Raw genomic sequence first — 25,744 nt, 5'->3', positions numbered from 1 at the left:
TGCTCGACCTGGTTCTCCGCGCGCTCCGCTCAGGCGTGCACCGCCGTCGGGAGCTGCCTGGCCTCGGCGCTGAGCAGCTTCTCGATGCGCACATGACAGGTGCCGCAGCCGGTGCCGGCGCGGCAGGCCGCCCCGACCTCCGCCACGGTGGATGAGCAGGCGGCCGCGTCCTGCACCTGGGCGAGGGTGGTGCCGGCGCACCTGCACAGCACGTCCTGCGCGCCGAGCTGCGCCTCGCGGGTGGCGTGCTCGGCCGCCAGCAGCGCGGTGCGGTCGGTCACCGGGATGGTGCCTCGTCCGGCATGGATGGCCAGTTCAGCGGCCGAGCGCGGCATTCCGACCGCGACGAAGCCGAGCAGCCGGTCCTCATCCGAGACGATGCGCAGGTATTGACCGCCCTTCGGATCTGACCAGGTGGAGACGGTGGGCGAGTCGGGATCCCAGGGGTCCACATCGGTGGTTCCGGCGCAGGCGACGTTGAGCGTGTGGGACTTCAACAGGATCACGTCCAGGCCCTTGTGGGCCGTCAGGTGCACCGGGGCTCCGGCGGCATCGCGCTCGATGATCTGCTCCAGCCCGAGGTCCCCACGCAGGGCCTGTGCGACGGTCGCAGCGTGCTCCCACCCCGGCGCGATCAGTCCCGCGGAGACCTTCCCATCCACGGTGGCGCAGTCACCGATCGCGTAGATCAGTGGGTCGGTCACGCTGCGGCACGCCTGGTCGGTCAGCACTCCCCAGCGGGTGGGCAGTCCGGAGGCGGCGGCCAGCTGGTCCCGCGCGCGGACTCCGGTGCAGGTGACCAGCAACGAGCCGGGCAGCTTCTCGCCCAGAGAGGTGCGCACCCCAGACAGGCGGCCTGATTCAGCGATCACGGTGGTGATGTCCGCCGCCGCCCGCACCTGGACCCCGGCACGGATCAGCTCGCGGCGCAGCAGCATCCCGGCATCGGTGTCGATCTGCCGGTTCATCGGCACATTGCCTCGGTGCACCAGGGTCACCGGGGCCCCGACCTCGGCGATGGCCAGCGCCGCCTCCACGCCGAGCACGCCCCCACCGAGCACGATGACCGGTTCGCCGCGGTGCACGACCTCGGCCAGCCGCAGCGCATCACCCATCTCGCGCACGGCGAGGATCCCCTCCGGCAGTCCGGGGGACTTCAGCTCCGCGTCGATGGCACCGCCGCGGCGAGACTCCACCTCGAAGCTGGGCGTCATCGGTTCCGCGCCGGTGGCCAGCACCAGCCGGTCGTAGGAGAGCGTGCCGCCGTCATCGAGCGTGACCCGCTGAGTCTCTCGGTCGATACCGGTGGCGGTCACCGCGGTGCGCACGTCGACGCCGGCCTCGCGAAGCGCGCGCGGGTCGGTCACGGCGAGGTCGGCGGGCTGGATGCGGCCCACCGAGACGTCCCCGATGCGGATGCGCTGGTAGGCCGGCTCGGTCTCGGCGCCGATCACGGTCAGCCGGAGCGTACCGATCGTGACCTCCTCGAGAAGCTCATCGATCAGCCGGGCGGCGACCGGACCGAAGCCGAGCACCAGCACGTGCGGGATCGGGTGAGTCATGCGGCTGCCTCCGTGGAAGTGGCGGGACGGATTCGGACCGGGGTGTTCTTGAATTCCGGCATCTTCGAATGCGGGTCGGTCAGGCCCCGGGTGAGCAGGTTGGCGGCGCTGCGGCCGGAGAAATGGAAGGGCGAGAAGAGGGTGTCCGCGCGGATCCCGGCGTCGAAGACGACCTTCGCGGTCAGCGCGCCCTGCGCGTTCTCCACAACCGCGAAGCCATCCTCGGCCAACCCGAACTGGCGCGCCGTGGCCGGGTGGATCTGCACCGTCACCTGCGGGTGCGCGGCGTCCAGGGCCGGCACCCGCCGGGTCTGGTTGCCCGACTGATAGTGCTCCATCAGCCGTCCGGTGGTGAAGGTGAGCTCCTCGGCGTGCGGTGCCGCCTGGGCGCGTGGCCGGATCGCGCGCAGCGTCGCCCGGCCATCGGCGTGGGCGAAGCGGGCGGTGAACATCCGCGGAGTCCCGATGATCGGCTCCCCGGTGCTGGTGCGCTCTGGCCCGGCCGCATTGCCAGCACCGGCCGCACTGCCAGCACCGGCGGCATGTGCACGCTCCGCGGCCGGCTCCGCGGCTGCCGGGTGCGGCCAGTAGCCGGCGTGTCCGGCGTCCAACAGCTCCCAGCTCATCGCGGAGTAGTCCGCAGTCGCCCCCGCGGTGGCCCGACGGATCTCCTCGAAGACCTCCGCCGGATCGGTGGAGAAGCCGGTGGGCACGCCGAGACGCCGGGCCAGCTCCGCGAAGATCCACAGCTCCGAGCGGCACCCCGACGGCGGCTCCAGGGCCCGACGACGGCGCAGCAGCCGCCCCTCCAGGCTGGTCATGGTGCCGTCCTCCTCGGCCCACTGCAGCACCGGAAGCACGACGTCGGCCTCGGCGGCCGTCTCGGAGAGGAAGAAGTCGGCCACCACGAGCAGGTCCAGGGCCCGCAGATTCTTAAGCACCCGGGAGGTGTCGGGCGCCGAGACGGCCACATTGGAGCCATGGACCAGCAGCGCACGGATCCCGTCCGGGCCCTGATCAGTCCGGGTGCCCATGGTGTGCAGCAGCTGCGTGGCCGGGACCCCGGGGCCTGGGATCGATTCCGGCGCCACGCCCCAGACCTCGGCGATGTGCGCCCGGTCGGTGGGGGAGCTGATCGAGCGCAGCCCCGGGAGCTGGTCCGACTTCTGCCCCATCTCCCGGCCGCCCTGCCCGTTGCCCTGTCCGGTCAGGGTGCCGTAGCCTCCACGGGCGCCGGGCAGCCCGAGGACCAGCGCCAGGCTGATCGCGGCCCGTGCGGTGTCGGTGCCGTCGCGGTGCTGCTCCACGCCGCGTCCGGTGAGGATGAAGACCGGATCGCCGCCGTCGCGGGCGCTCACGGCCGCGGATCCCAGCCGACGGGCGATGAGGCGGATCTGGTCCGCGCCGACTCCGGTGGCGGCCTGAGCCCGCTCGGGCCACCAGGCGGCCGCGGACCGGCGGAAGTCCTCGGTGCCGCTGACCCGGTCCGCCAGATAGCGCTGATCGGTGTAACCCTCCTCGAAGAGCACGTTGGCCAGGGCCAGCAGCAGCACCAGGTCCCCGCCGGAGGTCGGAGCCACATGGAACCCGGCGCCGTCGGCGGTGAGCTCGGCGGTGGAGCTGCGCCGCGGGTCCACCACGATCAGACCACCCTTGGATCGAGCACCCTCCAGGTGCTGCACGAAGGGTGGCATGGTGTCGGCCACGTTGGAGCCCAGCAGCAGGACGGTGCAGGCGGCATCGAGGTCCGTGAGCGGGAACGGAAGCCCGCGGTCCAGTCCGAAGACCTCTGTGGAGGCCTTCGCCGCCGAGGACATGCAGAACCTGCCGTTGTAGTCGATCTGCGAGGTTCCCAGCGCGACCCTGGCGAACTTCCCCAGCGCGTAGGTCTTCTCATTGGTCAGGCTGCCGGAGCCGAACACCCCGATCGCGTCTGGGCCGTGGGTGGCCTGGATGCTGCGCAGCCGCTCCGCGATATGGTCCAGCGCCTCCTCCCAGGAGGCCGCGCGGAAGCTGCGCTCGCCGTCGTCGTCGGTCTCGGCGATCAGGGGGGAGCGGAGCCGGTCGCTGCGTGGGCCGAGCAGCTCCGCGGCGGTGCTGCCCTTCCGGCACAGCCGCCCCCGGTTGGTCGGGAACCGGGCACCTTCCACCGTGATGCCCGGCGGGGTCTGCTCCGTCTCGGCGCTGCTCGGTCTCTCGGGGATCCGCAGCGTCATGGCGCATTGCAGCGCGCAGTACGGGCAGTGGGTGTTCACCTCGCGGGTGGTCTGGGGTGCCGGCATCAGACGTTGGCGCGGGCGAAGACGGTGCCGGGGCGCATGTAGACCAGCCAGGTGAGCCCGGCCAGGGCGACGTAGCCGGTGGCGAAGACCCAGAAGGCGATGTCGAAGGAGCCGGTGGACTCATTGGACACCCGCAGGATCTGCGGAATCGCAAAGCCGCCGTAGGCGCCGATCGCGCCGATCAGACCCAGCGCGGAGGAGGCCTTGCGCTCGTGTCCGACCCGGTCGGCAGGGTCCACCGAGAGCCTGAAGACCACCGGGATCATCCGGTAGCTGGACCCGTTCGCGACCCCGGTGAGGGTGAACAGGGCCAGGAACAGCAGCAGGTAGATCCAGAAGTTGGCCATCGAGAGCGTCAGCACGACGGCGGCGGTGACCCCGGCCATCGCCAGGAAGCTGGCGATGGTCACCCGGGCGCCGCCGATCCGGTCGGCGAGCCTGCCTCCGCAGGGCCGGGCCAGCGAGCCGACCAGGGGACCGAGGAAGGCCAGCGAGAGCGCCGCGCCGAAGACCTGGATGCTGGAGAACTCGGGGAACTGGATGTTGATCAGGGTCGGGAAGACCGAGCCGAAGCCCATGAAGGAGCCGAAGGTCCCGATGTAGATCAGCGAGATGATCCACAGGTGCTTCTCCTTCAGCGCCGAGAGCGAGCCTTTGAGGTCGTTCTTGGCGTGAGAGAGGTTGTGCATGTACTTCCGAGCGCCCCAGGCGGCGAGCAGGATGAACGGGATCCAGAACAGCCCGGCGGCCGGCAGGTTCGGCTGCAGCGCGCCGAAGGCGAACGCGGTCACCACGATCGGCACGGTGAACTGGGCGACGGCGACGCCGAGGTTGCCGCCGGCGGCGTTGACTCCCAGCGCCGCGCCCTTCTCCTTGGCCGGGTAGAAGTAGGTGATGTTGGCCATCGAGGAGGAGAAGTTGCCGCCGCCGAACCCAGCGGCCGCGGCGATGGCGAACAGCGCCCAGTTCGGCGTCTCCGGGTTGCCCAGGGTCAGCGCCATGGCGACGGTGGGGATCAGCAGCAGCAGCGCGGAGATGATGGTCCAGTTGCGTCCGCCGATCATCGCCACCATGAAGCTGTAGGGGACCCGCAGGGTCGCCCCGACCAGCGGAGGCAGCGACACCAGCCAGAACTGCTCGGAGGTGGTCAGGTCGAAGCCCACCAGGGGCAGGAATACGACCGTGACCGACCAGAGCTGCCATACGGCGAATCCGAGGAACTCGCAGAACACGCTCCAGATCAGGTTGCGCCGCGCGGTGGGGCGTCCCGGGCCATCCCAGAACTCGGAGTTCTCGGGCTGCCAGTTGGTGATCCAGCGGCCCTCCTCGACGACGAGCCGATCCGTCGGCGCGGCGACATCGGTCTCGGCGGCCGGACTTCTGCGTTGCGCCGCTGTGGCGGAGATCTGGGGGTTCATCGCGATGTCCTGCTTCCTGGCGTCTCGCGGGGCTGGGCCGCGCGGTGACCATTCAGGGTCCGGTGGTGAGGGCTCCACTGTGCCAAGGCCGTGTTTCCGCGAGGGGATCGTCGAGTTTCGGTCGCGATAAACCAGCCTCATAGTCCCCACCGGGTGGTGTGAGGTTTTTCGAGAGCGCCTCGCCGAGGCCTGTAAGCTGACCGCCGTGAGCACTCAGTCCTTTGACCCGTGGACCAGCGGGACGCGCGCCTACCGGGTCACCCTCGTCCTGGGCATGGCCTCCACCGCCGTCGGTGTGATCCTGGTGGTGCTGGCGACGCTGCTCGACGCCGCGGAGACGACCGACGCGCTGCGCAGCACGGGTCTGGTCTTCCTGGGCGTCGGCATCCTGAGTCACCTGATCGCCATCGGACTGCGCCGACGCCAGGCCGCTCAGATCCTCTCCCGTCGAGCGAAGGAAGACTGAATGATCAACCCAGACCGCCAGGGCCACCAGTACCCTCCCGCCGCGCCGTACCAGGTCAGCCGTGAGGCGATCCGTGAGTTCGCGCTCGCGGTGCAGGCCGAGCACCCCGCGCACCATGACCTCGACGCCGCCCAGGCGCTGGGTCACCACGACCTGGTCGCGCCGCCGAGCTTCGCGGTGATCATCGCCCAGCGCGCCGAGGCTGCTGTGATCAACGACGACGAGGCCGGCATCGACTTCTCCCGCGTGGTCCACGCCGAGGAGCGCTTCACCCACCACAGCCCGATCCTCGCCGGAGACACGTTGAGCTCCCAGGTCACCCTGGAGCGGATCCGCACCATGGGCGCCGGCGCGATGGTCACCACCGTGGTGCAGATCAGCGCCGAGGACGGCGCCGCCCGGAGCACCGTGACCTCCACCCTGCTGGTCCGCAACGAGGAGGATGCCGCATGAGCACCCCAGTCTTCGAAGACCTCCAGAAGGGTCAGCAGATCGGCACCCGCGAGCTGAGCTTCTCCCGGGCGGACCTGATCCGCTACGCCGCCGCGTCGGGGGACCACAACCCGATCCACTGGAACGACCGCTTCGCCCGCGAGGTCGGCCTGGACGGGGTCATCGCCCACGGCATGCTCACCATGGGCTCCGCCGTGGACCTGGTCAGCGTCTGGGCGGGCGACCCGGGCGCCGTCGTCGACTATCAGTCCCGCTTCACCAAGCCGGTCCCGGTGCCCGACGCCGCGTCGGGCTCCCCGGAGACCGCCACCGCCCGGCTTCAGATCAGCGGGAAGATCGGCGCGGTGGATGCGCAGCAGCGCCGGGTCCGGGTGGACCTGAGCGTGGAGCTGCTCACCGAAGCTGCGACTGAGGCCGGACCGGATCAGCAGTCGCACCAGGAGCCCGTCCGCACCAAGGTGCTCGCGAAGTCCCAGGCCCTGGTGCAGTTCTAGGTCACGTTCAGTTCTGGATCACGTGCAGGTCCCGCTCACATGCATCCCAGGTCACGGCGCGACGGCCCTCGATGAAGACACGCCGTCAAGCTTCCGCCCGGCTGACATAGGGCTGAAACACAGCATCACCGTATAATCGCGGAAACCGTCTGACATCGGTTTCAGCTGATCAACCTAAGGATCCAAATATGCCCAAGCATAAGACCGCGGCCAAGGCCGTAGGCGCCTCCGCGCTGGCAGCGCTTCTGCTGACCGCCTGTGGCGACAGTGAAGAAGGTGGCGAGACCCTCGAGGCCGAGCCGCAGAACGAGATCACCGTGGACCTCGATCTCGGCGACGTCGAGCTGAACAACGAGGGCACCCTGCAGGTCTGCTCCGATGTTCCCTACCCGCCGTTCGAGTACTACGACGGCGAGGGCGATGTCGTCGGCTTCGACATCGACATCGCCGAGGTCATCGCCGACGCGCTGGACGCCGACCTGGAGGTCGTGCAGACCGGATTCGAGGGCATCCAGTCCGGTGTGGCACTGGACGCCGGCACCTGCGACCTGGCGATCTCCGGCATGACCATCACCGAGGCGCGAGCGGGCAACATGCTCTTCTCCGAGCCCTACCTCGACGACAACCTTGGCCTGCTCGCCGCCACCGAGGCTGAAGTCAGCTCGCTGGATGACCTTGAAGGCCTCACCGTGGGTGTGCAGACCGAGACCACCGGCGCTGACTACGCCCAGGAGCAGGGTTATGAGGTGCGCGAGTACAGCGACTCCGGCCTGCTGATCCAGGGCCTCGACTCAGGTCAGGTGGAGGCCGCAATCGGCAACATCTCCATCCTGGGCTACCAGGCCGGCGAATCAGACACGTCGGAGTTCATCGAGGAGATCGACACCGGTGAGCAGCTCGGAATTGCCGTGGCCACCGGCAACGATCAGCTGATCACTGCGGTCAACGAGGTCCTCGCCGAGCTGGACGCCTCCGGCGGTATGGAAGAGCTCGAGGACCGCTGGTTCCGCGAGGGCGACACTCCTGAAGAGGGTGACGCGGACGAGGAGGCTGCCGACGAGGAGCCCGCTGAGGACGCGGCCACCGAGGACGAGGGCGACGAATAACCCTCATGGCAATGACAACCCGTGACCGAGCGCGCCTGAGCCTCGGGATCCAGGCAGGGATATTCCTTGCAGTCGTGATCGTGCTGGCCATCCTCATCGACTGGACAGCGATCCGCAGCAGCTTCTTCGCCGTCGAGAGCATCGGACCGATGTTCCCGGAGATCATCACCGTGGGACTGGTCAACACCGTGCAGTACACGGTGGTGGGCTTCGTCTTCGGTCTGCTCGGCGGAACGCTGCTGGCGCTGATGCGGATGTCCTCGTTCCCGATCTACCGGTGGCTGGCCACCGCGTACATCGAGTTCTTCCGAGGCATCCCTGCGATCCTGGTGTTCATCGCGCTCGGTTTCGGTGCGTCGCTGGCCTTCGGGTGGAACCTCTCCACCCTGCAGATCGCCGGTTCAGCGTTGGCCATCGTGGCCAGCGCCTACATCGCAGAGACCCTCCGGGCAGGCCTTCAGGCCGTGCCCAAGGGCCAGCTGGAGGCCGCCCGCGCGCTGGGCATGCCCGCCTGGCGCGCCATGGTCACCATCCAGATCCCGCAGGCCTTCAGGATCGTGCTGCCCCCGCTGACCAATGAGGCGATCCTGCTCACCAAGGACTCCTCGCTGATCTTCGTGGTCGGCATGGCCGGCGGCGCCGCCGAGCTGACCAAGATGGGTCGCGACGGAATCAACATCTACCAGGCGGGGCTGACCCCGCTGGTGGTCGCCGGATTCTGCTACCTGCTGCTCACCGTGCCGCTGTCGCTGCTGGCTCGCCGCATGGAGCACCGCACCCCCCGGACGGGGAAGAAGTAGAGATGGACGCGAATATGAGCCAGAGCCAGAGCCAGAGCCAGGGCCAGAGTCAGAGTCAGGCCGAGACGTCGGGGTCCACGGCCCCGGACACCGCCTCAGCCAAGGGCGTGCCCGGCGCGCGCAGCACTTCCGCCGCCGGGGTGACCATCACCGGTCTGCACAAGTCCTTCGGGGACAACGAGGTGCTCAAGGGCATAGACATGAGCGTGGCTCCGGGTGAGGTCGTCTGTCTGATCGGAGCATCCGGCTCCGGCAAGTCCACGCTGCTGCGCTGCGTGAACCGGCTGGAGACCCCCAATGCGGGGACGATCACCGTCGGTGAGCACGAGGCGACCCATGCGGACGTCAATCTCGACGCCATGCGCCGGCAGATCGGCATGGTCTTCCAGCAGTTCAACCTCTTCCCCCATCTGAGCGTGCTGGAGAACTGCACCATCACCCCGCGGCGGGTGCTGGGCCAGTCCAAGGCCGAGGCAGAGACCGAGGCGCTGGCACAGCTGGACGCCGTCGGGCTCCAGCACCTCTCCGAGCGCCGCCCCGACCAGCTCTCGGGCGGTCAGCAGCAGCGGGTGGCCATCGCCAGGGCGCTGACCATGAAGCCGCAGCTGATGCTCTTCGACGAGCCCACCTCCGCGCTGGACCCTGAGACCGTCGGCGACGTGCTCGCCAGCATGCGCAAGCTCGCCCAGGCCGGCATGACCATGCTCGTGGTGACCCACGAGATGGGCTTCGCCCGCGAGGTCGCAGACCGGGTCGTCTTCATGGACCAGGGTCTCGTGGTCGAGGAGGGCCCGGCGACCGCAGTCATCGGGGATCCTCAGCAGCCGCGCACCCGGGACTTCCTGCGCCGGGTGCTGAACCCTCTCGGCGAGTAGCCGAGAGGGAGACGCCCGGGCGCCTGCTCCGGGCGACCCGCGGGGGCCTATCTCGGGAAGGTGATCCACGGCGCACAGGGCGCAGATGCCCATTTCAGCGACGCCGGGTAGGCTTCTCGTCTGTGACCAGTGTTGATACCTCCCCCCTCGCGTGGCCCCGTCGTTTCAGGGATCACACCACTGCCCGCGTCGGCGGCCCCGCCGGTCGATGGATCCGGGCAGACACCCAGGAGCAGGCGCTGGAGGTGCTTCGGCAGCACCCGCTGCCAGAGCACGCAGCCCGCGAGCGCGGCGAGGACACCCTCATCGTCCTGGGCGGCGGATCGAACCTGCTGGTGACCGAGGACGGGTTCCCCGGCACCGTGCTGCAGCTGGCGTTCCAGGGGATCAGCACCGAGTTCCACGGCGACCGGGATGTGCTGCTCACCGTCGCCGCAGGACACAACTGGGACGACGTCGTCCGATTCAGCGTGGCACGCGGCCTCACCGGGCTGGAGGCGCTGTCCGGGATCCCCGGCGCCACCGGTGCGGTGCCGGTGCAGAACGTGGGCGCCTACGGCGCTGATGTGGCCCACACCCTCAAAGACATCCAGGCCTGGGACCGGGCACGCGGCGAGCTGGTGCGCTTCACCAACGCCGAGCTGCAGTTCGGCTACCGCGACTCGGTGCTGAAGCAGACCACCGTGCATGGCTCACCCCGCTACGTGGTGCTGCAGGTCCGGTTCATGCTGCAGAACCGCCCCGATGGGCTCTCGGCCCCGGTGCGCTACGGCGAGCTGGCCCGGACCCTCGGCCTTGACGCCGAGAGCGCAGACCACGAGCGCCGCGCCCCGCTGAAAGAGGTCCGCAGCACGGTGCTGCGACTGCGCGAGGGCAAAGGCATGGTGCTGCGCGAGGGCGACCATGACACCTGGTCCACCGGGTCCTTCTTCACCAACCCGATCGTTCCGCGCGAGGTCGCCGCGGCGCTTCCGAACGGGGCGCCGCAGTTCTCCGCCGGAGTCGACGAAGCGGGCGCCCCGCTGGTGAAGCTCTCAGCCGCCTGGCTGATCGACAACGCCGGCTGCGGCAAGGGGTTCGGCCTGCCCGACGGGCCGGCGGCCGGGCGCGGGGCGCAGGGGACCGGCATCGCCGGGGGCCGCGCAGCGCTCTCCACCAAGCACACGCTGGCGGTCACCAATCGAGGCTCCGCGACCACCGATGACCTGCTCGCGGTCGCCCGCGCCGCCCGTGACCAGGTCAGCACGGCCTTCGGCATCACGATGCACGAAGAGCCGGTGCTGATCGGACACGCGCTCTAGCAGCAGACCTCAGGTCTGCCGAGCCGGGCGCTGAAGCTCTGCAGAGGCGGCCTCAGACGCTCCGCGACGGAAGGGCTCAGAGCTTGCCGACCGCGATCAGCAGCATCCGGCGCAGCGGCTCCGCCGCGCCCCAGAGCAGCTGGTCGCCCACCGTGAACGCGGAGATGTACTCCGGGCCCATCTCGAGCTTGCGGATCCGCCCCACCGGGATGTCCAGCGAGCCGGTGGCGGCCACCGGGGTCAGCTGCGCCACGGTGGCTTCCTTCTCGTTCGGGACGAAGCTGGACCATTCGGTGCCCGAGGCCACGATCGCTTCGATCTCGGCCAGCGGAAGGTCCTCGCGCAGCTTCAGCGTCAGCGCCTGGGAGTGTGAGCGCAGCGCGCCCACCCGGACGCAGAGCGAGTCGAATGGCACTGCCGCGCCGCGGGAGGTGACCCCGGGGGCCAGATTGTCGCCGCGGCCCAGGATCTTGTTCGTCTCCACCCCGGCCTTCCACTCCTCCTTGGCCACGCCGTTGCCCAGATCGGCGTCGATCCAGGGGATCAGCGAACCGGCCAGCGGGACGCCGAACTGGGTGGCGTCGAGGTCGTTGCGCTGGGCGTGGAGCACCGCGCGGTCGATGTCCAGGATGGCGGCCGCGGGGTCGCTGAGCTCCTCGGCGACGGCGGAGTGCAGCGTGCCGAACTGGTTCAGCAGCTCGCGCATGTGCTTCGCGCCGCCGCCGGAGGCCGCCTGGTAGGTCATGGCGGTGCCCCATTCGACCAGGTCGTTGGTGAAGAGCCCGCCCAGGCCCATCAGCATGTTCGAGACCGTGCAGTTGCCGCCGATGAACTCCTTCACGCCAGCGGCAAGCCCGGCGTCGATGACGTCGCGGTTGATCGGGTCCAGCGCGATGATCGAGGTCTCGGCCATGCGCAGGGTGGAGGCGGCGTCGATCCAGATCCCGTCCCAGCCGGCCTGGCGCAGCCTGGGGTAGACCTCGGAGGTGTAGTCGCCGCCCTGGGCGGTGACGATGATCGGCAGCTTCACCAGCGTGTCCAGATCGAAGGCGTCCTGCAGGGTGGTCTCCTCGGGCGTGACGCCCGCGAAGCTCGGTGCCTGGCCTCCGGCGTTGGAGGTGGAGAAGAAGACCGGGTTGATGTGGGCGAAGTCCCCCTCCTCGAGCATGCGCGTGATCAGCACCGAGCCGACCATGCCGCGCCAGCCGATCAGACCCACCGAGGGGGTCTCGCCTGGCACGGCGGAGAGGGCAGGGGACACGGAGGAGTTCACTGCAGAAGTCATGCCTCCAGGGTAGCGGAGTCGGCTCAGCGCGTCAGGGTCACTTCTCGACGCCGGGGGCTTCCTCGGACTTCCTGGCTTCTTTGATCTCCTGCAGCAGACGACGGCGCGACAGATGAGCCCACAGCCCGCCGGCCACCCAGAGCTGCGCGACGAACAGGAAGACCAGGCCCGGGATGATCCGGTCATTGAGCACCAGGACGAAGCCCAGGGTCACGGTGAACAGGGCCAGGAACGGCAGGATGAGGTAGCCGCCGAGGCCCAGCATCATCAGATTGGTGGAGCTGGCCTGGGAGGCTTTGTGCGCGTTCGGGGCGGGTGGGGAGGTCTCGGTCATCTCGGGCTTCCGTCGGGTGCGGGTGCGGGTGTGTCGTGGCAGGTGGACGAGGCCCCGGAGGTGGTCGTGTGCCGCTCAGCGGGGCCGCCGCGGCGTCGGTGGGTCTCGATGTGGTATCTCAGCCCGTCGGCGCCCTGGTGCGTTCCTGCGGCAGGCTCGCGCTGGGTCAGCTCCCATTCCGGAGTCAGGGTCGGGGCCGAGGTGTCACCGGAGACCTCGCTCTGGATCACGGTGATGACCGCGAGGTCCGCGATTCGTCGGTCCACGGTCTCGGCGTAGACCCGGCCGCCGCCGATGATCCAGATCTTCTCGGCTCTCGAGGCCGAGGCGATCTCAAGTCCTTCGTCGAGACTGGCCACGGGGTGCCCGCCCAGCGCGCGGATCTGTTCTGCGGCGCGCTGATCGGCGGTGATCACGATGTTCTGCCGGCCCGGGAGCGGGCGGTACTTGGCCGGGAAGGATTCCCAGGTGCGGCGACCCATGACCACCGGGGCGCCGCGGGTGGTGGCCTTGAAGTGCGCCAGGTCCTCGGGCAGGTGCCAGGGCATGGTCCCGGCGTCGCCGATGACCCCGGTGTGGGTCTGCGCCCAGATCATGCCGATATCGGCCGCGATGGAGCGGATGCTCATACAGCGACGGCGGCCTTGATGGCGGGGTGGTGCTGGTAGTCGCGCACCTCGAAGTCCTCGAACTCGTAGTCGAAGATCGAGTCCGGGGTGCGGGTGATCGCCAGGGTGGGTGCGGGGTAGGGGGCGCGGGAGAGCTGTTCACGCACCTGCGCCACGTGGTTGTCATAGATGTGGCAGTCCCCACCGGTCCAGATGAACTCACCGGGGGCAAGCCCTACCTGCTGGGCGACCATCCTCGTGAGCAGCGCGTAGGAGGCGATGTTGAAGGGCACTCCGAGGAACATGTCGGCGCTGCGCTGATACAGCTGGCAGGAGAGCCGACCGTCGGCCACATAGAACTGGAACATGATGTGGCAGGGCGGCAGCGCCATCTCATCGATCTGTGCCGGGTTCCAGGCGCTCACCACGTGGCGTCGGGAATCAGGGTTCGTCTTCAGCGAGGTGATGAGCTGCTCGATCTGATCGATGTCCTCACCCGAGGGGCTGGGCCAGGAGCGCCACTGCACGCCATAGATCGGGCCGAGCTCGCCGTCCTCGCCTGCCCATTCGTTCCAGATCCGCACGCCGCGCTCCTGCAGCCAGCGCGCATTGGAATCTCCGCGCAGGAACCAGAGCAGCTCCAGCGCCACGGACTTGAAGTGCACTCGTTTGGTGGTGATCAGAGGGAAGGACTCCGCGAGATCGAACCGGATCTGGCGCCCGAAGACACTTCTGGTGCCGGTTCCGGTGCGGTCAGACTTGGCGGTGCCGACGTTCAGCACGTCTGCGAGCAGGTCCTCGTACGGGGTGGGGATCGTCGAGTTCACGCACCACAGCATACCTGCGGGGCCTGAGCGTCGGAGCGGGCCGAGCTGTCAGCGGGTTCGGGCCGTTCGGCGGCTGGACCCGCGTGCCGCAGTTCAGGAGAACGTGGCCTGCAGGGTGCGGTATTCGGGGTAGCGGTGCAGGTAGGCATCCACGTAGGTGCACTCGGAGGCGAAGAGCCTGCCCTCGGCCTGGAGCTGGTCCAGCAGCAGGGTGACCAGGCAGCGGGCGTAGCCCTGCCTGCCGTGCTGGGGGTGGACGATGGTGTGCTGCAGGAGGGTGACCTCCTGGCCGCGGAGCGTCTCGGGGGTGAATCCGATGAACCCGATGAAGGTGCGGCGTCCGTTGATCGTGTCCCAGAGCTCGGCCCGGCCTCGGTCCTCGTCGATGTTGAGCTCGGCGGTCGGGTGAACGTTCTTCGGCGCACTCATGCAATGAGACTACCGTCACGGCCCGACATTGTCAGGAGTCCCGCCAGCGGTCAGTCCTCGAACGGCTCGTAGACCTCGATCGAGACGATCTCTCCACCGCGGTCCATGGCCTGCTGCGCCACCAGAACCGCGCCGGGGCGCAGATAGGGGTCCTCATCCGGGATGGCCCGCAGCAGGTCCGGGTCCTGCAGCCAGCTGCCCATGGTGTCCAGGATCAGCGGAAGGACCGGACGGTGGCTGCAGATCAGCGTCGGCAGCAGCAGCTCCAGGCAGCGGCGGACCCGGGTCCGGGTCCTTTCCGGGTGGGCCTCGGCGCGCTTCTCGGTGAGCGATTTCCGGTACGTGGCGCGGTTTCGATGGGCCTTGACGTAGGGCGCGATGGTCTCAGCGCAGCGTTGCCAGGGGCTGGACTCCAGATGTCGCGGGCGCCAACAGACCAGCAGCCGCTCCACCGCCCGGGCCTGACGCTTGCCGGTGGCCGCCAGCGGGCGCTCCGACTCGGCGCGGGACCAGGAGGAGCGCGGCTTGGCCTTGGCATGGCGCAGAACGATGAAGGGCAGGGTATGCAGCCGCTGGTCGTCGTGGAGGCGGGCAAGCTCGTCCAGCGGCAGCACGTCACCGCGGTTGGTCAGCATCTCCCGGGCTCGGTCCACGCTGACCCAGGCGGTCTCGTCCACCTCATCGCCGTCGGGGATCGGAGAGCCCTCAGCGACCTGGGCGGCCCAGTACCAGACGGCCTTGTCCTTGCCGCCATTGCCGTTGCCGTTGCCGTTGCCGTTGCCGTTTCCACTGCCGTTCTTGGCTCCGCGCGACTTGCCCACGGAATAACGGGTGATCGGCAGCGGCATTCCGAGCCTGACCTTGAGCCCGATCTCCTCACGGACCTCGCGGACCGCGCACTCCGGGAGGGTCTCACCCTCATCGAGCTTCCCCTTGGGGAAGGACCAGTCGTCATAGCGGGGCCGGTGGATCACCAGGACCTCGAGCTCGCCGCGGCGGAGCCGCCAGCACAGTGCGCCGGCGGCGAGTATCTCGGCGTCGAGCCCGTCATCGGAGACCGTGACAGTTCTGCGGCGGGGGACCTTGCTCATGGTCTCGGAGGAGCTCACGAGAGACCAAGATATCAGGCTGGTTCGGCGGCGGGCTCCACGGTCGGGGCGTACATGGTGTCGGCGTCCCATTTGGTGAATCCGAGCTTCTTGTACAGCTCCACCGCGGCGGTGTTGTCGGCGTCCACGTAGAGCATGATGGCGGCCAGGCCCGCTCGGTGCAGATGTTCGATCCCGGCCAGGGTGAGGCTGCGGCCGAGCCCACGGCCGCGGGCGCCGGGCACGACGCCGACCACGTAGACCTCGCCGAGCTCGGCGCCCTGGACCTTGGTCCAGTGGAACCCGACGAGCTCCTCGCCCTCCCAGGCCAGCAGGAATCCCTCCGGGTCGAACCAGTCCTCGGCCATCCGGGCATGCAGATCCTCCAGGGTGAGCCGGCCCTGCTCGGGGTGATCTGCGAAGGCGGCCGCATTCGCAGTCAGCCAGGCCTGATCGTCCTCACCGGGGCGGAAGCTGCGCACGGTGATGGTCTCTGGCAGCTCGGGGGAGGGTGCCTCATCGAGGTCGGTGAGTCGCATCCGCCAGAGCTCTCGGACGGGGGTCCAGCCGAAGCGCCGGGCGAGCCGGGCGGCGGCGTCGTGCTCGCCGTGGGCCCAGGCCCGCTGCACCCGACCGGCCGCGGGCGAGAGCACGTCTGCGGTGAGCGCCTCCACCAGCGCTGTGCCGATCCCGCGCTGCCGGCAGTCTGGACGGACCACCATCTCCAGCACGTCGGGGACTCCCTCCGCGCCCTCGACGACGACGCCGGCCCCGGCGAGCAGCCGCGAGTCGGGCTGGGCATCGGTCCAGGCGTAGGCGATGCGCAGCGGACTGCGGTTCGCTTCCTGGGAGGCGGCAGTCTCAGCGGACGCGGCCTCGCGCCGGTCGGCGGCGCGGTGCAGCTCTACGAGCGTCTGTTCCGAGAACGGCGGGTTGGCGTCGGCCTCGGTGGAGACGGCGGCCAGCTCGAGCAGCGCGTGGTGCAGGTCGGCATCGGGTGCGCCGTCGCTGAGCTCGACCACGGCCGGCTCGGTACCTTCTGGGGTGACATCGCCTGGGTTCATGGGCTCACTGTAGCGGAGCCGAACCCTCAGGTCATCGGCTCAGGCGGCGTCCGCGCCGGCGACGCGCCGGTCATCGTCGGCGGGGCCGGCGGTGTCTGAACCGCCGATCACCAGTCGGTAGCCGACATTGCGCACCGTGCCGATCAGTGACTCGTGGTCGGGCCCGAGCTTGGCGCGCAGGCGTCGGATGTGGACGTCGACGGTGCGGGTGCCGCCGAAGTAGTCGTAGCCCCAGACATCGTGGAGCAGCCGGTCGCGGGTGAAGACCTGACCCGGGTGCAGAGCCAGGTGCTTGAGCAGCTCGAACTCTTTATAGGTGAGGTTCAGCAGGCGGCCGTTGATCGTGGCCATATAGGTCGTCTCATCGATGGTGATCCCGCCGGCGCGGATCTCTCCGACCGGGGTCTCCTCCGCGGTCTCCACCGCCGCGAGCCTGATCCGGGCATCGATCTCGCCCGGGCCGGCCTCGTCGAGGATGAAGTCATCGGCCTGCCAGGACTCGTTCAGCGTGGCCAGGCCCGCCTCGGTGACGATCACCAGCACCGGGGAGAGCATCGAGGACTTCACCAGCTGGCACAGGGAGCGGGCGTGGGCAAGCTTGGTGCGCGCATCGATCAGCGTCACATCCACATTGGGAGCCCGCACGATGGAGGAGGCCTCGGCGGGGAACGTGCGGATCCGGTGGGTGAGAAGCCCCAGTGGCGGCAGTGCGTCGTCGGGGGTGTCTGAGAGCAGCAGAACCTGGGCCATGCATGACTCCTTCCCCTCGGGCCATCATCTTCACCGGGTCCCGCAGGGTCGTCAACGGTGATTGCGGTCTTCAACGCCGGTGATTGCACAATGTGGAAACGCGATTCAGCGATCCGGGGTTGAGTATATGCGACGTGCGAAGCGCGGACCTCTAGGATGGCCTGTTGTGAAGTACATCCCAGTGGCAGCCTCCGCCCTGCTCGCAGCCACAGCGCTCGCCCTGGCCTCCTGGGCCGGGACCATCGCTATGACCCTGGTGGTCTGTGGGCTCTCGATCCTCATCGCGCTGGGGTGGCCCCAGCTGATGGGAGTCTCGGCCCGACGCTCGCTCTCCGCCGTCATCGCCTGCGCCGGAGTCGTCGCGGCCCTCGGCGCCGGCATCGTGGGGACCGCCGGTGACCTCTTCTTCTGGTCCTCCGTGGCACTGGCCTTCGGCGTCATGAGCGTCTTCCTGATCCAGGTCCTGCGCGGCACCGGAAGGCCGCACCGGCTGGAGTCCACCATCGGAGCCTGCGCCGGGGTGCTGATCGCCACCACCGGAGCCGGCTGGGTGGCCGGTCTGCGCTACCCGGTGGAGCTGGCAGGAGCAAACGGGGGAGACGACGCCGGAGGGATCCTCGCCGTGCGCGGTCTGCTGCCGGTGGAGGACACCACCCTGCTGGCCGTCACCGGAGCGTCCGGGGAGCTTGCCGTGGTGACGCTGGCCGCGGGTGCGCTGATCATCGCGACCCTGCTCGCCGCGATTCCGCTGCCCAATGCGTGGGCCATGCTCCTGGTGGTCCTGGGAAGCGTCGGGGCCGCCATCGGGATGACCTTGGCCTGGGGTGAGCTGACCCTGCTCTTCGCCGGGACGCTCGGGCTGGTGGCCGGACTGCTGCTCGCCTCCTTCCGCCGCTTCCTCCTCGCACAGGGTCCGCCACAGGGGATTCTCTCCGGAATTGCGGTCGGCGCAGCCCCGATCGCGGCCATGGGCGCGCTGACCTACTTCACGGAGCGTCTTCTGCTGGTGTGAAGTTGTACACTTTCACCCATGAACCTCGCATTGCAGAACGTCTCACTGCTCGCACTGGAGATCTTCTTCATCGGGCTGCTGGTCCTGGTGACGCTGATGATCGCCGGCATCTCCTGGACCGTCATCTCCCGGTTGTACAAGGGTCAGCGCTGATCCGCCTGCACCGCACCGAGACACAGCCCAGTGTCGACCGCGCGCTGAGGAGCTGAGCCGATGGCCCCGATGGAGCTTCCCACCGACCTGACCCCGGAGCTGGCCCCGCTCTACTGGCTGCTCGGCAGCTGGCGCGGTCAAGGCCGCCTGGGCTCGGGAGAGCAGGACGATCCGATCTTCACCCAGGACGTCACATTCCGTGACACCGGCCTGGAGTTCGTCGAGTACCGCGCCGAGACCTGGCTCGCCGATGAGGCGGGTGCACGGCTGCGTCCGCTCTCGGTGGAGACCGGCTTCTGGTCGCTGGACCGGGCCCGCACCGACGCCGATGTCGGCCCCGGCCTGGACCCGGCGGACGTGGTGCCCGCGTACAAGAGCGCGGCCGAGGTCGACCAGCTCGCGGAGCAGGACGGATCCTTTGCGATCACCGCCACCATCACCCATCCGGGCAGCATCTCGGAGCTCTACTACGGCAAGATCAAGGGCCCGCAGCTGCACCTGGCCACCGACGCGGTGATGCGCGGGGAGCACGCTGCGGAATATCCGGGTGCCTCGCGGATGTTCGGACTGGTGAACAGCCAGCTGTTTTGGCGCTGGGATCTTCGCGCCGCCGATGGGGAGATGGTTCCCCACGCCTCCGCGATCCTCGACCGCACGGCTTCCGCCGACGAGGTCAGCGCCAAGCGCACCGCCTGAGCCTCGCTCTCGCCTGCCCCTGGCAGGTGCCCCGCGCCGTGCGCCCTGCGCGCTCGCCGCAACGAACAAGGAGTCCGCCCGTGGATGAGAACTCGAAGTCACCCCTGCTGAACCGCGCCGGCGCCGTCGCTGACGGCGGTGACGACGCCGCGGTGGCCGCACACTACGGCGACCCCACCCGGGAGCAGCGCGCACTGGCCCGTGGCGCCGCCGTCGTCGATCTCTCCCAGCGCAGCGTGGTCACGGTCTCCGGGCCCGACCGGCTGACCTGGCTGACCACGCTGTCCTCCCAGGAGATCGCCGGACTCAAGCCGGGGGAGCCCACCGAGCTGCTGCTGCTGGACATCTCCGGGCGCATCGAACACGATGCGGCGGTGGTCGACGACGGTGAGACCGTCTGGCTGATCACCGAGAACTCACACGGCGGGGTGCTGGCCCAGTGGCTCGACTCGATGAAGTTCATGCTCCGGGTGGAGATCGCCGACCGCACCGCCGACTACGCGGTGCTCGGCTCCACCGCACCGCTGCCCGCCTCAGCCTCCGGTGAGGTCGTCATCGGCTGGGCGGACCCGTGGCCGAAGCTCGGTCCCGGCGCGGCCAGCTACGCCCAGGTCGACGAGGCGGACCACCCTGGCGCGGACTGGTCCTGGCGGCTGCACGTGGTGCCGCGGACCTCGTTGGAAGCCACGATCGACGGGCTCGAACAGGCCGGATGGATCCTCGCCGGCACCATGGCGGCCGAGGCGCTGCGCGTCGCCGCCTGGCGACCCCGCCTGGCCCGCGAGGTCGATGAGAAGACGATCCCGCACGAGCTGGACCTGATCCGCACCGCCGTGCATCTGAGCAAGGGCTGCTACAAGGGTCAGGAGACCGTGGCGCGGGTTCACAACCTCGGCCATCCACCGCGCCGCCTGGTGTTCCTGCACCTCGACGGCAGCGAGCACACGCTTCCGGCGATCGGTTCAGACATCCTGGCCGCCGCCCCAGGGGCCTCCCCGGCCGAGCTGGCCGGGGAGCGCCCGGTGGGGAGGGTCACCTCGGTGGCGCGGCACCACGAGATGGGCCCGATCGCGCTGGCGCTGGTCAAGCGCAAGGTGGACCCGGCGCTGCAGCTGGTGGTGCGCGACGGCGACGCAGATTCTGCGACCTTCTACGCGGCGGCCCAGGAGGTCATCGTCCGTCCCGACGCCGGACAGGCCGTGGGGCGTCCCAAGGGGGACTTCCTGCGCGGACAGCGCCGCTGAGCAGGTCGCCCAGCAGGTCTCGCTGAGCTGGAGGCTCAGTCGAAGACCACGGTGGTCTGTGAGCCGGCGGGGCTGAACCCCAGCGCCGCGGCGATGCGCAGCGAGCCGACGGACTCGGTGCGGGCCCGCCACTGCGGGACGAGTCCCTCGCTGAATGCCTCCTCCGCCGCCACCGCGGCCAGCTGCAGCCCGACCCCGGCACGGCGCTGATCGGGCACCGTGAGGACCCCCAGCTGGCCCAGCATCCCGGCCCAGAGCTCCCGCCCGGCGGCGCCGAGCGCCGTGCCGGTGCCCTCATCCACCAGCGCTGCGCTCCAGGGCGCCGCGGCGATCCCTGAGGCCTGCACGTCATCGGCCGGTGAGGCGGCGAGCACTGCGCGCACATGTTCCGGATCGAAGGAGACCGCCCCGCGCTGCGCGGCGCCCAGGGCGGCCGGCTCCTCGGCGTAGAGCAGGTTCGCCGCACCCAGGCTGCGCGCGCCCGGGGCGTGCCGACGCGAGAGCTCCAGGAGCCGGCGTTCATCGGCGAGCTCGGCGTCGTCGCGCCGGCGGGCATGGCGCAGCACCTCGGCGGGTCCGCTGAGAACGGTGTGATCGAAGAGTCGCAGGAAGGCCACCGCGGAGCCGTCTGCGGCGATGACCTCGTGATGGGATCCCGCGCCGAGCAGCTCCTCATCGCCGAGGCCGATCATCCGTGCCCACGCCAGCGCGATGATGCTGCGCGTATGGTCCGCCAGGCTCACGGGAGGAGGCTCAGCATGGAGGGTGCGTCCTGCGCCGCGGTCCGGGGCAACGGTTCAGCGGCCGAAGAGGATCTGGGCCTCGTTGTAGCGCTCGGGGGGCACGGTCTTGAGCCCGTCCAGCGCCTCGGCGAGATCGACCTGGAGAATCTCGGTGCCGCGCAGCGCCGCCATGTGGCCCCAGGCCTGTTCGTGCACGAGGTCCAGGGCGCGGATGCCGAAGCGGGTGGCGAGCACCCGGTCATAGCCGGTGGGGTTTCCGCCGCGCTGGATGTGGCCCAGGGTGGTGTTGCGCGACTCGATGCCGGTCTTGGACTCGATCTGCCGAGTCACCCAGTCCCCGATGCCGCCCAGCCGCGGGCGACCGTCGGACTCTTCGCCCTTGCCTGCCAGCGCCTCCTCGGCGTCTTCGGGGATGAATCCCTCGGCGACGACCACCAGCGGGGAGCGTCCGCGGGAGTGGACCTGCTCGACCCATTCACAGACCTGGTCCATGGAGACCTTGTGCTCCGGGATCAGGATGGCGTGGGCTCCGGCGGCCATGCCGGAGTGCAGCGCGATCCAGCCGACGTTGCGGCCCATGACCTCGGCGACCATGCAGCGGTGGTGGGACTCCCCGGTGGTGCGCAGCCGATCCATCGCATCGGTGGCGATGGAGACCGCCGTGTCGAAGCCGAAGGTGTAGTCGGTGGCCTTGAGGTCGTTGTCGATGGTCTTCGGCACCCCGACCACCGGGATCCCGTCATCGGCCAGACGCTTGGCCCCGGCCAGGGTGCCCTCGCCGCCGATGGCGATGACGGCGTCGACGTCGTGGCGCTTGAGCTGCTTGGCCATGTTCTCCGGTCCGCCGCCCGGGTGGTTGTACGGGTGGGTCCGCGAGGTGCCGAGGATCGTGCCGCCCTGACGGGAGAGACCGCGCACGGACTGCCGGGGCAGGTCGATGTAGTCGCCCTCGATGAGGCCGCGCCAGCCGCCCTTGAAGCCGACGAACTCGTCGCCGTAGCTCTTGATGCCGTGGAGCACGGCGGAGCGGATGACGGCGTTCAGGCCGGGGCAGTCGCCGCCGGAGGTGAGCAGTCCGATGCGCATGATGATTCAGCTCGTCCCTTCATGGATTCCAGGAAAAATCTCAGGCCTGACTTCCTCGGCAGGTTGCTGCGCCCAGTCTATGGGGTCCCGCCCGACGGGAGGCATCAGCCGGGCGGGGCTGCGCTCATCAGCCGAGCAGGTCCTGGAGCCGACGCAGCCCCTTGGCCAGGTCCTCATCGCCCAGCGCGTAGGACAGGCGCAGGAATCCGCTGGGACCGAAGGCCTCACCCGGGACGACGGCGACCTTGGCCTCCTCCAGGATCAGCTCGGCCAGCTCCGCGGAGGTCTGCGGCGTGCGACCGGCGATCTCACGGCCCAGCGCCTCGCGGACATCGACATAGGCGTAGAAGGCGCCTTCCGGGGTGGGGCAGGAGAACCCGGTGATCTCATTGAGCCCGCTGACGATGGCACGGCGTCGTCGGTCGAAGGCGGTCTTCATCTCGTTGACCGCATCCAGCGGACCTTCGACGGCGGCCAGCGCGGCCATCTGTGAGACGTTGGCGACGTTGCTGGTGGCATGGGACTGCAGGTTCGCCGCGGCCTTGATGACGTCGGTCGGACCCACCATCCAGCCCACGCGCCACCCGGTCATCGCGTAGGTCTTGGCGACTCCGTTGAGGATCACCACCTGATCGGCCAGCTCCTCGACGGCGGCGATGGAGGTGAACTCGGCGTCGTCGTAGGTGAGGTGCTCGTAGATCTCGTCGGTGACCACCCACAGGCCCTTCTCCGCCGCCCAGCGGCCGATCTCGCGGACCTCCTCGGCGGAGTACACCGCGCCGGTGGGGTTGGAGGGGGAGACGAAGACCAGCACCTTGGTGGCCTCGGTCAGGGTCTGCTCCAGCTGCTCCATCGTGACCTTATAGCCCTGCTCCGGCCCGGCGAAGACGTCCACGGGCACGCCGCCGGCCAGCTTGATGGCCTCGGGGTAGGTGGTCCAGAAGGGAGCCGGGAGGATGACCTCATCGCCGGGGTCCAGCAGGGTGGCGAAGGTGTTGTACACGGCCTGCTTGCCGCCGTTGGTGATCAGCACGTTCGCCGGCGCCAGCGCCTCGCCCTCGATCCGGTACCCGGAGTCCCGGGTGGTCTTCTCCGCCACCGCGGCGCGCAGCTCGGGCAGCCCGGCGGCGGGGGAATAGCGGTGGAAGCGGGGGTTCAGGGCCGCTTCGCGCGCCGCTTCCACGATGTAGTCCGGGGTGGGGAAGTCCGGCTCGCCCGCACCGAAACCGATGACATCCTCACCGGCTGCCTTCAGCGCCTTGGCCTTCGCGTCCACGGCAAGGGTGGCGGACTCGGCGATGGAGCCGATACGGTCGGAGATGCGTGAGTTCGGAGCAGTCATGTCTGAGGGATCCTTTCGGGATTCATGGACTGGTTCAAGCCTACCGGTTTGTCCTGCACCGGGCCGAGGGCGTAGAGTGATCTACCGGTGTCTCAGGCGCCTCCGATCCATCGTGCCCCGAAACCGGTGCTCCGGTTCTCGATGCGGTAGCGTGGCGGAGGGTCGGTTACCCCTAGGGCAGTGGCGCAATTGGTAGCGCAACGGTCTCCAAAACCGTAGGTTGCAGGTTCGAGTCCTGTCTGCCCTGCTAGGCACCCGCCTTAACCGTGAACAGATGGAGTCTTCGTGTCCCAGTCGCCTTCGACGCCAGATCAGGGCTCCACGCCTGCCGGCGGCGATCCGAAGGGCCCGTTCGGGAAGCTGTGGCTGTTCCTCCGCCAGGTCATTGACGAGCTCCGCAAGGTGGTCGTTCCGACCCGGCGGGAGCTGACCAACTACACGCTGGTCGTGCTGGTCTTCGTCATCATCGTGATCGGGATCGTCACCGGCTTCGACGCGGTCTTCAGCCGGGGCGCCGAGGCGCTCTTCGGCTCAACGGGAGGCGTCGAGCAGCCCATCGAGCCGCCCGCCGGAGCCGATGGCGGCGCCGAGGACTGAACTGGGCCCGCCAGATGACCATGACGTGATGCCGCAGCCAGGGCATCCACCACGTGAACGAGAGCTCGCCGTGTGGCGGTGAGCACCACGGAAAGCAGGAGAACAGTGTCTGAACAGGATCTTTCGCAGCAGACCGAAGAGGTCGACGCCGCCCAGGATGCCGCTGCCGAGTCAGCAGCGAGCACCGAAGCGGCCGAGGACACCTCAGCCGCTGTCGAGACGGACGCGCAGACCGAAGCCGAGATCGGCGAGGACGCCGAGGGTGCTGACGCCGCGCCCGCCGAGGCTGAGACCGACTCCGACGCCCAGTCCGAGGATGCGGCTGAGGGCGAGGGTGACGAGCCGGTCGCGACCGAGGCCGACGCGGAGGTGCCCGAGGAGGAGAAGTCCTACGAGGAGCGCGCCGCCGCACTGAAGTCCACGCTGCGCCGCCAGCTCGGTGACTGGTACGTGGTGCACACCTACGCGGGCTACGAGAAGCGCGTGAAGTCCAACCTGGAGACCCGTATCCAGACCCAGGACATGGAGGACCACATCTTCGAGATCGAGGTCCCCATGGAAGAGGTCGTGGAGATCAAGGGCACCCAGCGCAAGGTCGTGAGCCGGGTGCGCATCCCGGGCTACGTGATCGTCCGCATGGAGCTCACCGACGCCTCCTGGGGCGTCGTCCGCCACACCCCCGGAGTCACCGGATTCGTGGGCAATGCCCACGACCCGCACCCGCTGAGCTCCGACGAGGTCTTCGACATGCTCTCGGACCACCTCCTCGGCAAGCCCGATGCACCCAAGCACGGCGCCGGTGAAGACGGCTCCGCCGCGGCAGCCTCGGACATCAAGGTGGACTTCGAGATCGGCGAATCGGTCACCGTCACCGATGGCCCCTTCGCCACCCTGCCGGCTTCCATCTCAGAGATCCACGCAGACTCGCGTCAGCTCGTGGTCCTCGTCTCGATCTTCGAGCGTGAGACCCCGGTGACGCTGAACTTCAACCAGGTCGAAAAGATCTACTGAGGTTCACTCACGTGGCTGGGCCGACGACGTCGTCGGCCCAGGTCGGGTGAGAATCAAAGACTTTCGATGTCGCAGGTGGCTTTGACCGGCGACGTCGAACCGGTCATCACGCCATGATGGCCACCCCCCTGCGTCACGCTCCTGTGGCACAGGGACACCAGGTGAGGGTTGAAGCCCTCGCGCCGCCCAAGCGGCGTGAGAGCCTGAATCCACCACGCAAGCAAAGGACGCTGAACATGGCCCCGAAGAAGAGAGTCTCCGGCCTGATCAAGCTGCAGATCAAGGCAGGCGCCGCTAACCCGGCTCCGCCGATCGGTCCTGCACTCGGTCAGCACGGTGTCAACATCATGGAGTTCTGCAAGGCTTACAACGCCGCGACTGAGGCTCAGCGCGGCAATGTGATCCCTGTGGAGATCACGGTCTACGAAGACCGCTCCTTCACCTTCGTCACCAAGACCCCGCCAGCCGCCGAGCTGATCAAGAAGGCCGCAGGCGTGGCCAAGGGCTCAGGCGTGCCGCACACCGACAAGGTCGGCAAGCTGAGCCGGTCGCAGGTCGAAGAGATCGCCCAGACCAAGATGGAGGACCTCAACGCGAACGACCTCGCCGCGGCCTCCAAGATCGTCGCCGGAACTGCCCGCTCCATGGGCATCACGGTCGAAGGCTGAACCGGGCTCACGCCCAACATCAACTGACAAACAGTCCGGCCACGAGTCGG

Annotated in this window: 28 protein-coding genes and 1 tRNA gene; 15 read left to right on the top strand and 14 right to left on the bottom strand. The window is 69.0% G+C overall.

Annotated elements, in window-relative coordinates:
- Nucleotides 1-29: 29 nt before the first annotated feature.
- From LSI54_RS04810 to LSI54_RS04800, 3 genes are read right to left on the bottom strand one after another with little or no spacing between them, the layout of a single operon-like run.
- Nucleotides 30-1,562 (bottom strand): FAD-dependent oxidoreductase, encoded by a 1,533-nt coding sequence (locus tag LSI54_RS04810; RefSeq protein WP_241477857.1) that lies wholly within the window; start codon nt 1,560-1,562, stop codon nt 30-32.
- A complete protein-coding gene (locus tag LSI54_RS04805) occupies nt 1,559-3,844 on the bottom strand; it encodes a molybdopterin oxidoreductase family protein (RefSeq protein WP_241470589.1) in 2,286 nt (761 codons plus the stop codon). Before LSI54_RS04805 ends, LSI54_RS04810 begins: the two co-directional genes overlap by 4 nt.
- Nucleotides 3,844-5,262 carry an MFS transporter gene (locus LSI54_RS04800; RefSeq protein WP_241470588.1) on the bottom strand — a complete coding sequence of 473 codons (1,419 nt, stop codon included), beginning with the start codon at nt 5,260-5,262 and terminating at the stop codon, nt 3,844-3,846. The genes LSI54_RS04805 and LSI54_RS04800 overlap by 1 nt, the downstream gene beginning before the upstream one ends.
- Nucleotides 5,263-5,467: 205 nt before the next feature.
- Between LSI54_RS04800 and LSI54_RS04795 the strand changes: the two genes are divergently transcribed.
- From LSI54_RS04795 to LSI54_RS04765, 7 genes are all read left to right on the top strand, one after another.
- On the top strand, nt 5,468-5,728 hold the full coding sequence (locus tag LSI54_RS04795; protein ID WP_241465418.1) for a hypothetical protein: 261 nt from the start codon (nt 5,468-5,470) through the stop codon (nt 5,726-5,728).
- Nucleotides 5,729-6,181, top strand: coding sequence for an FAS1-like dehydratase domain-containing protein (locus LSI54_RS04790; protein WP_241476062.1), 453 nt, complete (start codon nt 5,729-5,731; stop codon nt 6,179-6,181).
- On the top strand, nt 6,178-6,675 hold the full coding sequence (locus tag LSI54_RS04785) for a MaoC/PaaZ C-terminal domain-containing protein (protein ID WP_241465416.1): 498 nt from the start codon (nt 6,178-6,180) through the stop codon (nt 6,673-6,675). Before LSI54_RS04790 ends, LSI54_RS04785 begins: the two co-directional genes overlap by 4 nt.
- A 188-nt stretch (nt 6,676-6,863) precedes the next feature.
- Complete coding sequence (locus LSI54_RS04780; RefSeq protein ID WP_241470586.1) at nt 6,864-7,781, top strand: ABC transporter substrate-binding protein; 918 nt, start codon at nt 6,864-6,866, stop codon at nt 7,779-7,781.
- Between the two features lie 5 nt (nt 7,782-7,786).
- Nucleotides 7,787-8,581 carry an amino acid ABC transporter permease gene (locus LSI54_RS04775; RefSeq protein WP_241465414.1) on the top strand — a complete coding sequence of 265 codons (795 nt, stop codon included), beginning with the start codon at nt 7,787-7,789 and terminating at the stop codon, nt 8,579-8,581.
- A gap of 14 nt (nt 8,582-8,595) precedes the next feature.
- Nucleotides 8,596-9,456 carry an amino acid ABC transporter ATP-binding protein gene (locus LSI54_RS04770; RefSeq protein ID WP_241477856.1) on the top strand — a complete coding sequence of 287 codons (861 nt, stop codon included), beginning with the start codon at nt 8,596-8,598 and terminating at the stop codon, nt 9,454-9,456.
- A 122-nt stretch (nt 9,457-9,578) separates the two neighbouring features.
- Nucleotides 9,579-10,757, top strand: a complete 1,179-nt coding sequence (locus tag LSI54_RS04765) for a UDP-N-acetylmuramate dehydrogenase (protein ID WP_241470584.1) — start codon at nt 9,579-9,581, stop codon at nt 10,755-10,757.
- A gap of 76 nt (nt 10,758-10,833) precedes the next feature.
- On the opposite strand, the gene asd is transcribed toward LSI54_RS04765, so the two are convergent.
- From asd to LSI54_RS04725, 8 genes are all read right to left on the bottom strand, one after another.
- The gene (gene asd, locus LSI54_RS04760; protein WP_255727374.1) at nt 10,834-12,042 is read right to left on the bottom strand and encodes an aspartate-semialdehyde dehydrogenase; all 1,209 of its coding nucleotides are present in this window, start codon (nt 12,040-12,042) and stop codon (nt 10,834-10,836) included.
- 37 nt (nt 12,043-12,079) lie between these two features.
- Complete coding sequence (locus LSI54_RS04755; protein WP_241465411.1) at nt 12,080-12,376, bottom strand: NF038396 family protein; 297 nt, start codon at nt 12,374-12,376, stop codon at nt 12,080-12,082.
- Nucleotides 12,373-13,005 carry a dihydrofolate reductase gene (locus LSI54_RS04750; RefSeq protein WP_241465410.1) on the bottom strand — a complete coding sequence of 211 codons (633 nt, stop codon included), beginning with the start codon at nt 13,003-13,005 and terminating at the stop codon, nt 12,373-12,375. Before LSI54_RS04750 ends, LSI54_RS04755 begins: the two co-directional genes overlap by 4 nt.
- Complete coding sequence (locus tag LSI54_RS04745; RefSeq protein ID WP_241470582.1) at nt 13,002-13,823, bottom strand: thymidylate synthase; 822 nt, start codon at nt 13,821-13,823, stop codon at nt 13,002-13,004. The genes LSI54_RS04750 and LSI54_RS04745 overlap by 4 nt, the downstream gene beginning before the upstream one ends.
- Before the next feature lie 81 nt (nt 13,824-13,904).
- Nucleotides 13,905-14,240, bottom strand: coding sequence for a GNAT family N-acetyltransferase (locus LSI54_RS04740; RefSeq protein WP_241470581.1), 336 nt, complete (start codon nt 14,238-14,240; stop codon nt 13,905-13,907).
- A gap of 50 nt (nt 14,241-14,290) precedes the next feature.
- Nucleotides 14,291-15,349 (bottom strand): NUDIX hydrolase, encoded by a 1,059-nt coding sequence (locus LSI54_RS04735; protein ID WP_342357797.1) that lies wholly within the window; start codon nt 15,347-15,349, stop codon nt 14,291-14,293.
- A gap of 14 nt (nt 15,350-15,363) precedes the next feature.
- Nucleotides 15,364-16,392 (bottom strand): mycothiol synthase, encoded by a 1,029-nt coding sequence (gene mshD, locus LSI54_RS04730; protein WP_241470580.1) that lies wholly within the window; start codon nt 16,390-16,392, stop codon nt 15,364-15,366.
- 39 nt (nt 16,393-16,431) lie between these two features.
- The gene (locus LSI54_RS04725; protein WP_241470579.1) at nt 16,432-17,142 is read right to left on the bottom strand and encodes a response regulator transcription factor; all 711 of its coding nucleotides are present in this window, start codon (nt 17,140-17,142) and stop codon (nt 16,432-16,434) included.
- 166 nt (nt 17,143-17,308) lie between these two features.
- Here LSI54_RS04725 and LSI54_RS04720 point away from each other — a divergent pair, with 166 nt between their 5' ends.
- From LSI54_RS04720 to ygfZ, 4 genes are all read left to right on the top strand, one after another.
- The gene (locus LSI54_RS04720) at nt 17,309-18,154 is read left to right on the top strand and encodes a hypothetical protein (protein WP_241465405.1); all 846 of its coding nucleotides are present in this window, start codon (nt 17,309-17,311) and stop codon (nt 18,152-18,154) included.
- Between the two features lie 18 nt (nt 18,155-18,172).
- Nucleotides 18,173-18,307, top strand: a complete 135-nt coding sequence (locus LSI54_RS12970) for a hypothetical protein (protein ID WP_255727372.1) — start codon at nt 18,173-18,175, stop codon at nt 18,305-18,307.
- A gap of 60 nt (nt 18,308-18,367) precedes the next feature.
- Nucleotides 18,368-19,003, top strand: a complete 636-nt coding sequence (locus tag LSI54_RS04715) for an FABP family protein (protein WP_241465404.1) — start codon at nt 18,368-18,370, stop codon at nt 19,001-19,003.
- Between the two features lie 80 nt (nt 19,004-19,083).
- Entirely contained in the window at nt 19,084-20,247 is a 1,164-nt protein-coding gene (gene ygfZ / locus LSI54_RS04710; protein ID WP_241477855.1) for a CAF17-like 4Fe-4S cluster assembly/insertion protein YgfZ, read from the top strand.
- Between the two features lie 35 nt (nt 20,248-20,282).
- On the opposite strand, the gene LSI54_RS04705 is transcribed toward ygfZ, so the two are convergent.
- The 3 genes from LSI54_RS04705 to LSI54_RS04695 form a co-directional block, all read right to left on the bottom strand.
- On the bottom strand, nt 20,283-20,990 hold the full coding sequence (locus LSI54_RS04705) for a GNAT family N-acetyltransferase (RefSeq protein WP_241477854.1): 708 nt from the start codon (nt 20,988-20,990) through the stop codon (nt 20,283-20,285).
- Between the two features lie 54 nt (nt 20,991-21,044).
- A complete protein-coding gene (locus tag LSI54_RS04700; protein ID WP_241465401.1) occupies nt 21,045-22,076 on the bottom strand; it encodes a 6-phosphofructokinase in 1,032 nt (343 codons plus the stop codon).
- A gap of 127 nt (nt 22,077-22,203) precedes the next feature.
- Nucleotides 22,204-23,418, bottom strand: coding sequence for a pyridoxal phosphate-dependent aminotransferase (locus LSI54_RS04695; RefSeq protein WP_241465400.1), 1,215 nt, complete (start codon nt 23,416-23,418; stop codon nt 22,204-22,206).
- Nucleotides 23,419-23,592: 174 nt separating this feature from the next.
- Here LSI54_RS04695 and LSI54_RS04690 point away from each other — a divergent pair.
- The 4 genes from LSI54_RS04690 to rplK all read left to right on the top strand — a co-directional run bounded on the left by LSI54_RS04690 (nt 23,593) and on the right by rplK (nt 25,694).
- Nucleotides 23,593-23,665 (top strand) — tRNA-Trp (locus LSI54_RS04690).
- A 38-nt stretch (nt 23,666-23,703) separates the two neighbouring features.
- The gene (gene secE, locus LSI54_RS04685) at nt 23,704-24,015 is read left to right on the top strand and encodes a preprotein translocase subunit SecE (RefSeq protein ID WP_241465399.1); all 312 of its coding nucleotides are present in this window, start codon (nt 23,704-23,706) and stop codon (nt 24,013-24,015) included.
- Nucleotides 24,016-24,120: 105 nt separating this feature from the next.
- Nucleotides 24,121-25,026: a transcription termination/antitermination protein NusG gene (gene nusG / locus LSI54_RS04680; RefSeq protein WP_241477853.1), complete on the top strand. Its 906-nt coding sequence runs from the start codon at nt 24,121-24,123 to the stop codon at nt 25,024-25,026.
- Between the two features lie 236 nt (nt 25,027-25,262).
- Nucleotides 25,263-25,694 (top strand): 50S ribosomal protein L11, encoded by a 432-nt coding sequence (gene rplK, locus LSI54_RS04675; protein WP_241465397.1) that lies wholly within the window; start codon nt 25,263-25,265, stop codon nt 25,692-25,694.
- The last annotated feature ends 50 nt before the right edge of the window (nt 25,695-25,744 follow it).

The organism is Nesterenkonia sp. AY15, from assembly GCF_022565855.1.
Lineage (GTDB): Bacteria > Actinomycetota > Actinomycetes > Actinomycetales > Micrococcaceae > Nesterenkonia.
This window is presented reverse-complemented; position numbering and strand designations above follow the sequence as displayed.

What these genes read in the sequence shown, in the direction of transcription:
- LSI54_RS04745 (WP_241470582.1), bottom strand. Translation starts at nt 13,823, where the DNA reads ATGCTGTGGTGCGTGAACTCGACGATCCCCACCCCGTACGAGGACCTG.
- LSI54_RS04755 (WP_241465411.1), bottom strand. Translation starts at nt 12,376, where the DNA reads ATGACCGAGACCTCCCCACCCGCCCCGAACGCGCACAAAGCCTCCCAG.
- LSI54_RS04695 (WP_241465400.1), bottom strand. Translation starts at nt 23,418, where the DNA reads ATGACTGCTCCGAACTCACGCATCTCCGACCGTATCGGCTCCATCGCC.
- LSI54_RS04715 (WP_241465404.1), top strand. Translation starts at nt 18,368, where the DNA reads ATGGCCCCGATGGAGCTTCCCACCGACCTGACCCCGGAGCTGGCCCCG.
- rplK (WP_241465397.1), top strand. Translation starts at nt 25,263, where the DNA reads ATGGCCCCGAAGAAGAGAGTCTCCGGCCTGATCAAGCTGCAGATCAAG.
- LSI54_RS04725 (WP_241470579.1), bottom strand. Translation starts at nt 17,142, where the DNA reads ATGGCCCAGGTTCTGCTGCTCTCAGACACCCCCGACGACGCACTGCCG.
- LSI54_RS04700 (WP_241465401.1), bottom strand. Translation starts at nt 22,076, where the DNA reads ATGCGCATCGGACTGCTCACCTCCGGCGGCGACTGCCCCGGCCTGAAC.
- LSI54_RS04780 (WP_241470586.1), top strand. Translation starts at nt 6,864, where the DNA reads ATGCCCAAGCATAAGACCGCGGCCAAGGCCGTAGGCGCCTCCGCGCTG.
- mshD (WP_241470580.1), bottom strand. Translation starts at nt 16,392, where the DNA reads ATGAACCCAGGCGATGTCACCCCAGAAGGTACCGAGCCGGCCGTGGTC.
- LSI54_RS04775 (WP_241465414.1), top strand. Translation starts at nt 7,787, where the DNA reads ATGGCAATGACAACCCGTGACCGAGCGCGCCTGAGCCTCGGGATCCAG.
- asd (WP_255727374.1), bottom strand. Translation starts at nt 12,042, where the DNA reads ATGACTTCTGCAGTGAACTCCTCCGTGTCCCCTGCCCTCTCCGCCGTG.
- LSI54_RS04790 (WP_241476062.1), top strand. Translation starts at nt 5,729, where the DNA reads ATGATCAACCCAGACCGCCAGGGCCACCAGTACCCTCCCGCCGCGCCG.
- LSI54_RS04750 (WP_241465410.1), bottom strand. Translation starts at nt 13,005, where the DNA reads ATGAGCATCCGCTCCATCGCGGCCGATATCGGCATGATCTGGGCGCAG.
- LSI54_RS12970 (WP_255727372.1), top strand. Translation starts at nt 18,173, where the DNA reads ATGAACCTCGCATTGCAGAACGTCTCACTGCTCGCACTGGAGATCTTC.
- LSI54_RS04770 (WP_241477856.1), top strand. Translation starts at nt 8,596, where the DNA reads ATGAGCCAGAGCCAGAGCCAGAGCCAGGGCCAGAGTCAGAGTCAGGCC.
- LSI54_RS04785 (WP_241465416.1), top strand. Translation starts at nt 6,178, where the DNA reads ATGAGCACCCCAGTCTTCGAAGACCTCCAGAAGGGTCAGCAGATCGGC.
- LSI54_RS04800 (WP_241470588.1), bottom strand. Translation starts at nt 5,262, where the DNA reads ATGAACCCCCAGATCTCCGCCACAGCGGCGCAACGCAGAAGTCCGGCC.
- LSI54_RS04740 (WP_241470581.1), bottom strand. Translation starts at nt 14,240, where the DNA reads ATGAGTGCGCCGAAGAACGTTCACCCGACCGCCGAGCTCAACATCGAC.
- LSI54_RS04810 (WP_241477857.1), bottom strand. Translation starts at nt 1,562, where the DNA reads ATGACTCACCCGATCCCGCACGTGCTGGTGCTCGGCTTCGGTCCGGTC.
- LSI54_RS04805 (WP_241470589.1), bottom strand. Translation starts at nt 3,844, where the DNA reads ATGCCGGCACCCCAGACCACCCGCGAGGTGAACACCCACTGCCCGTAC.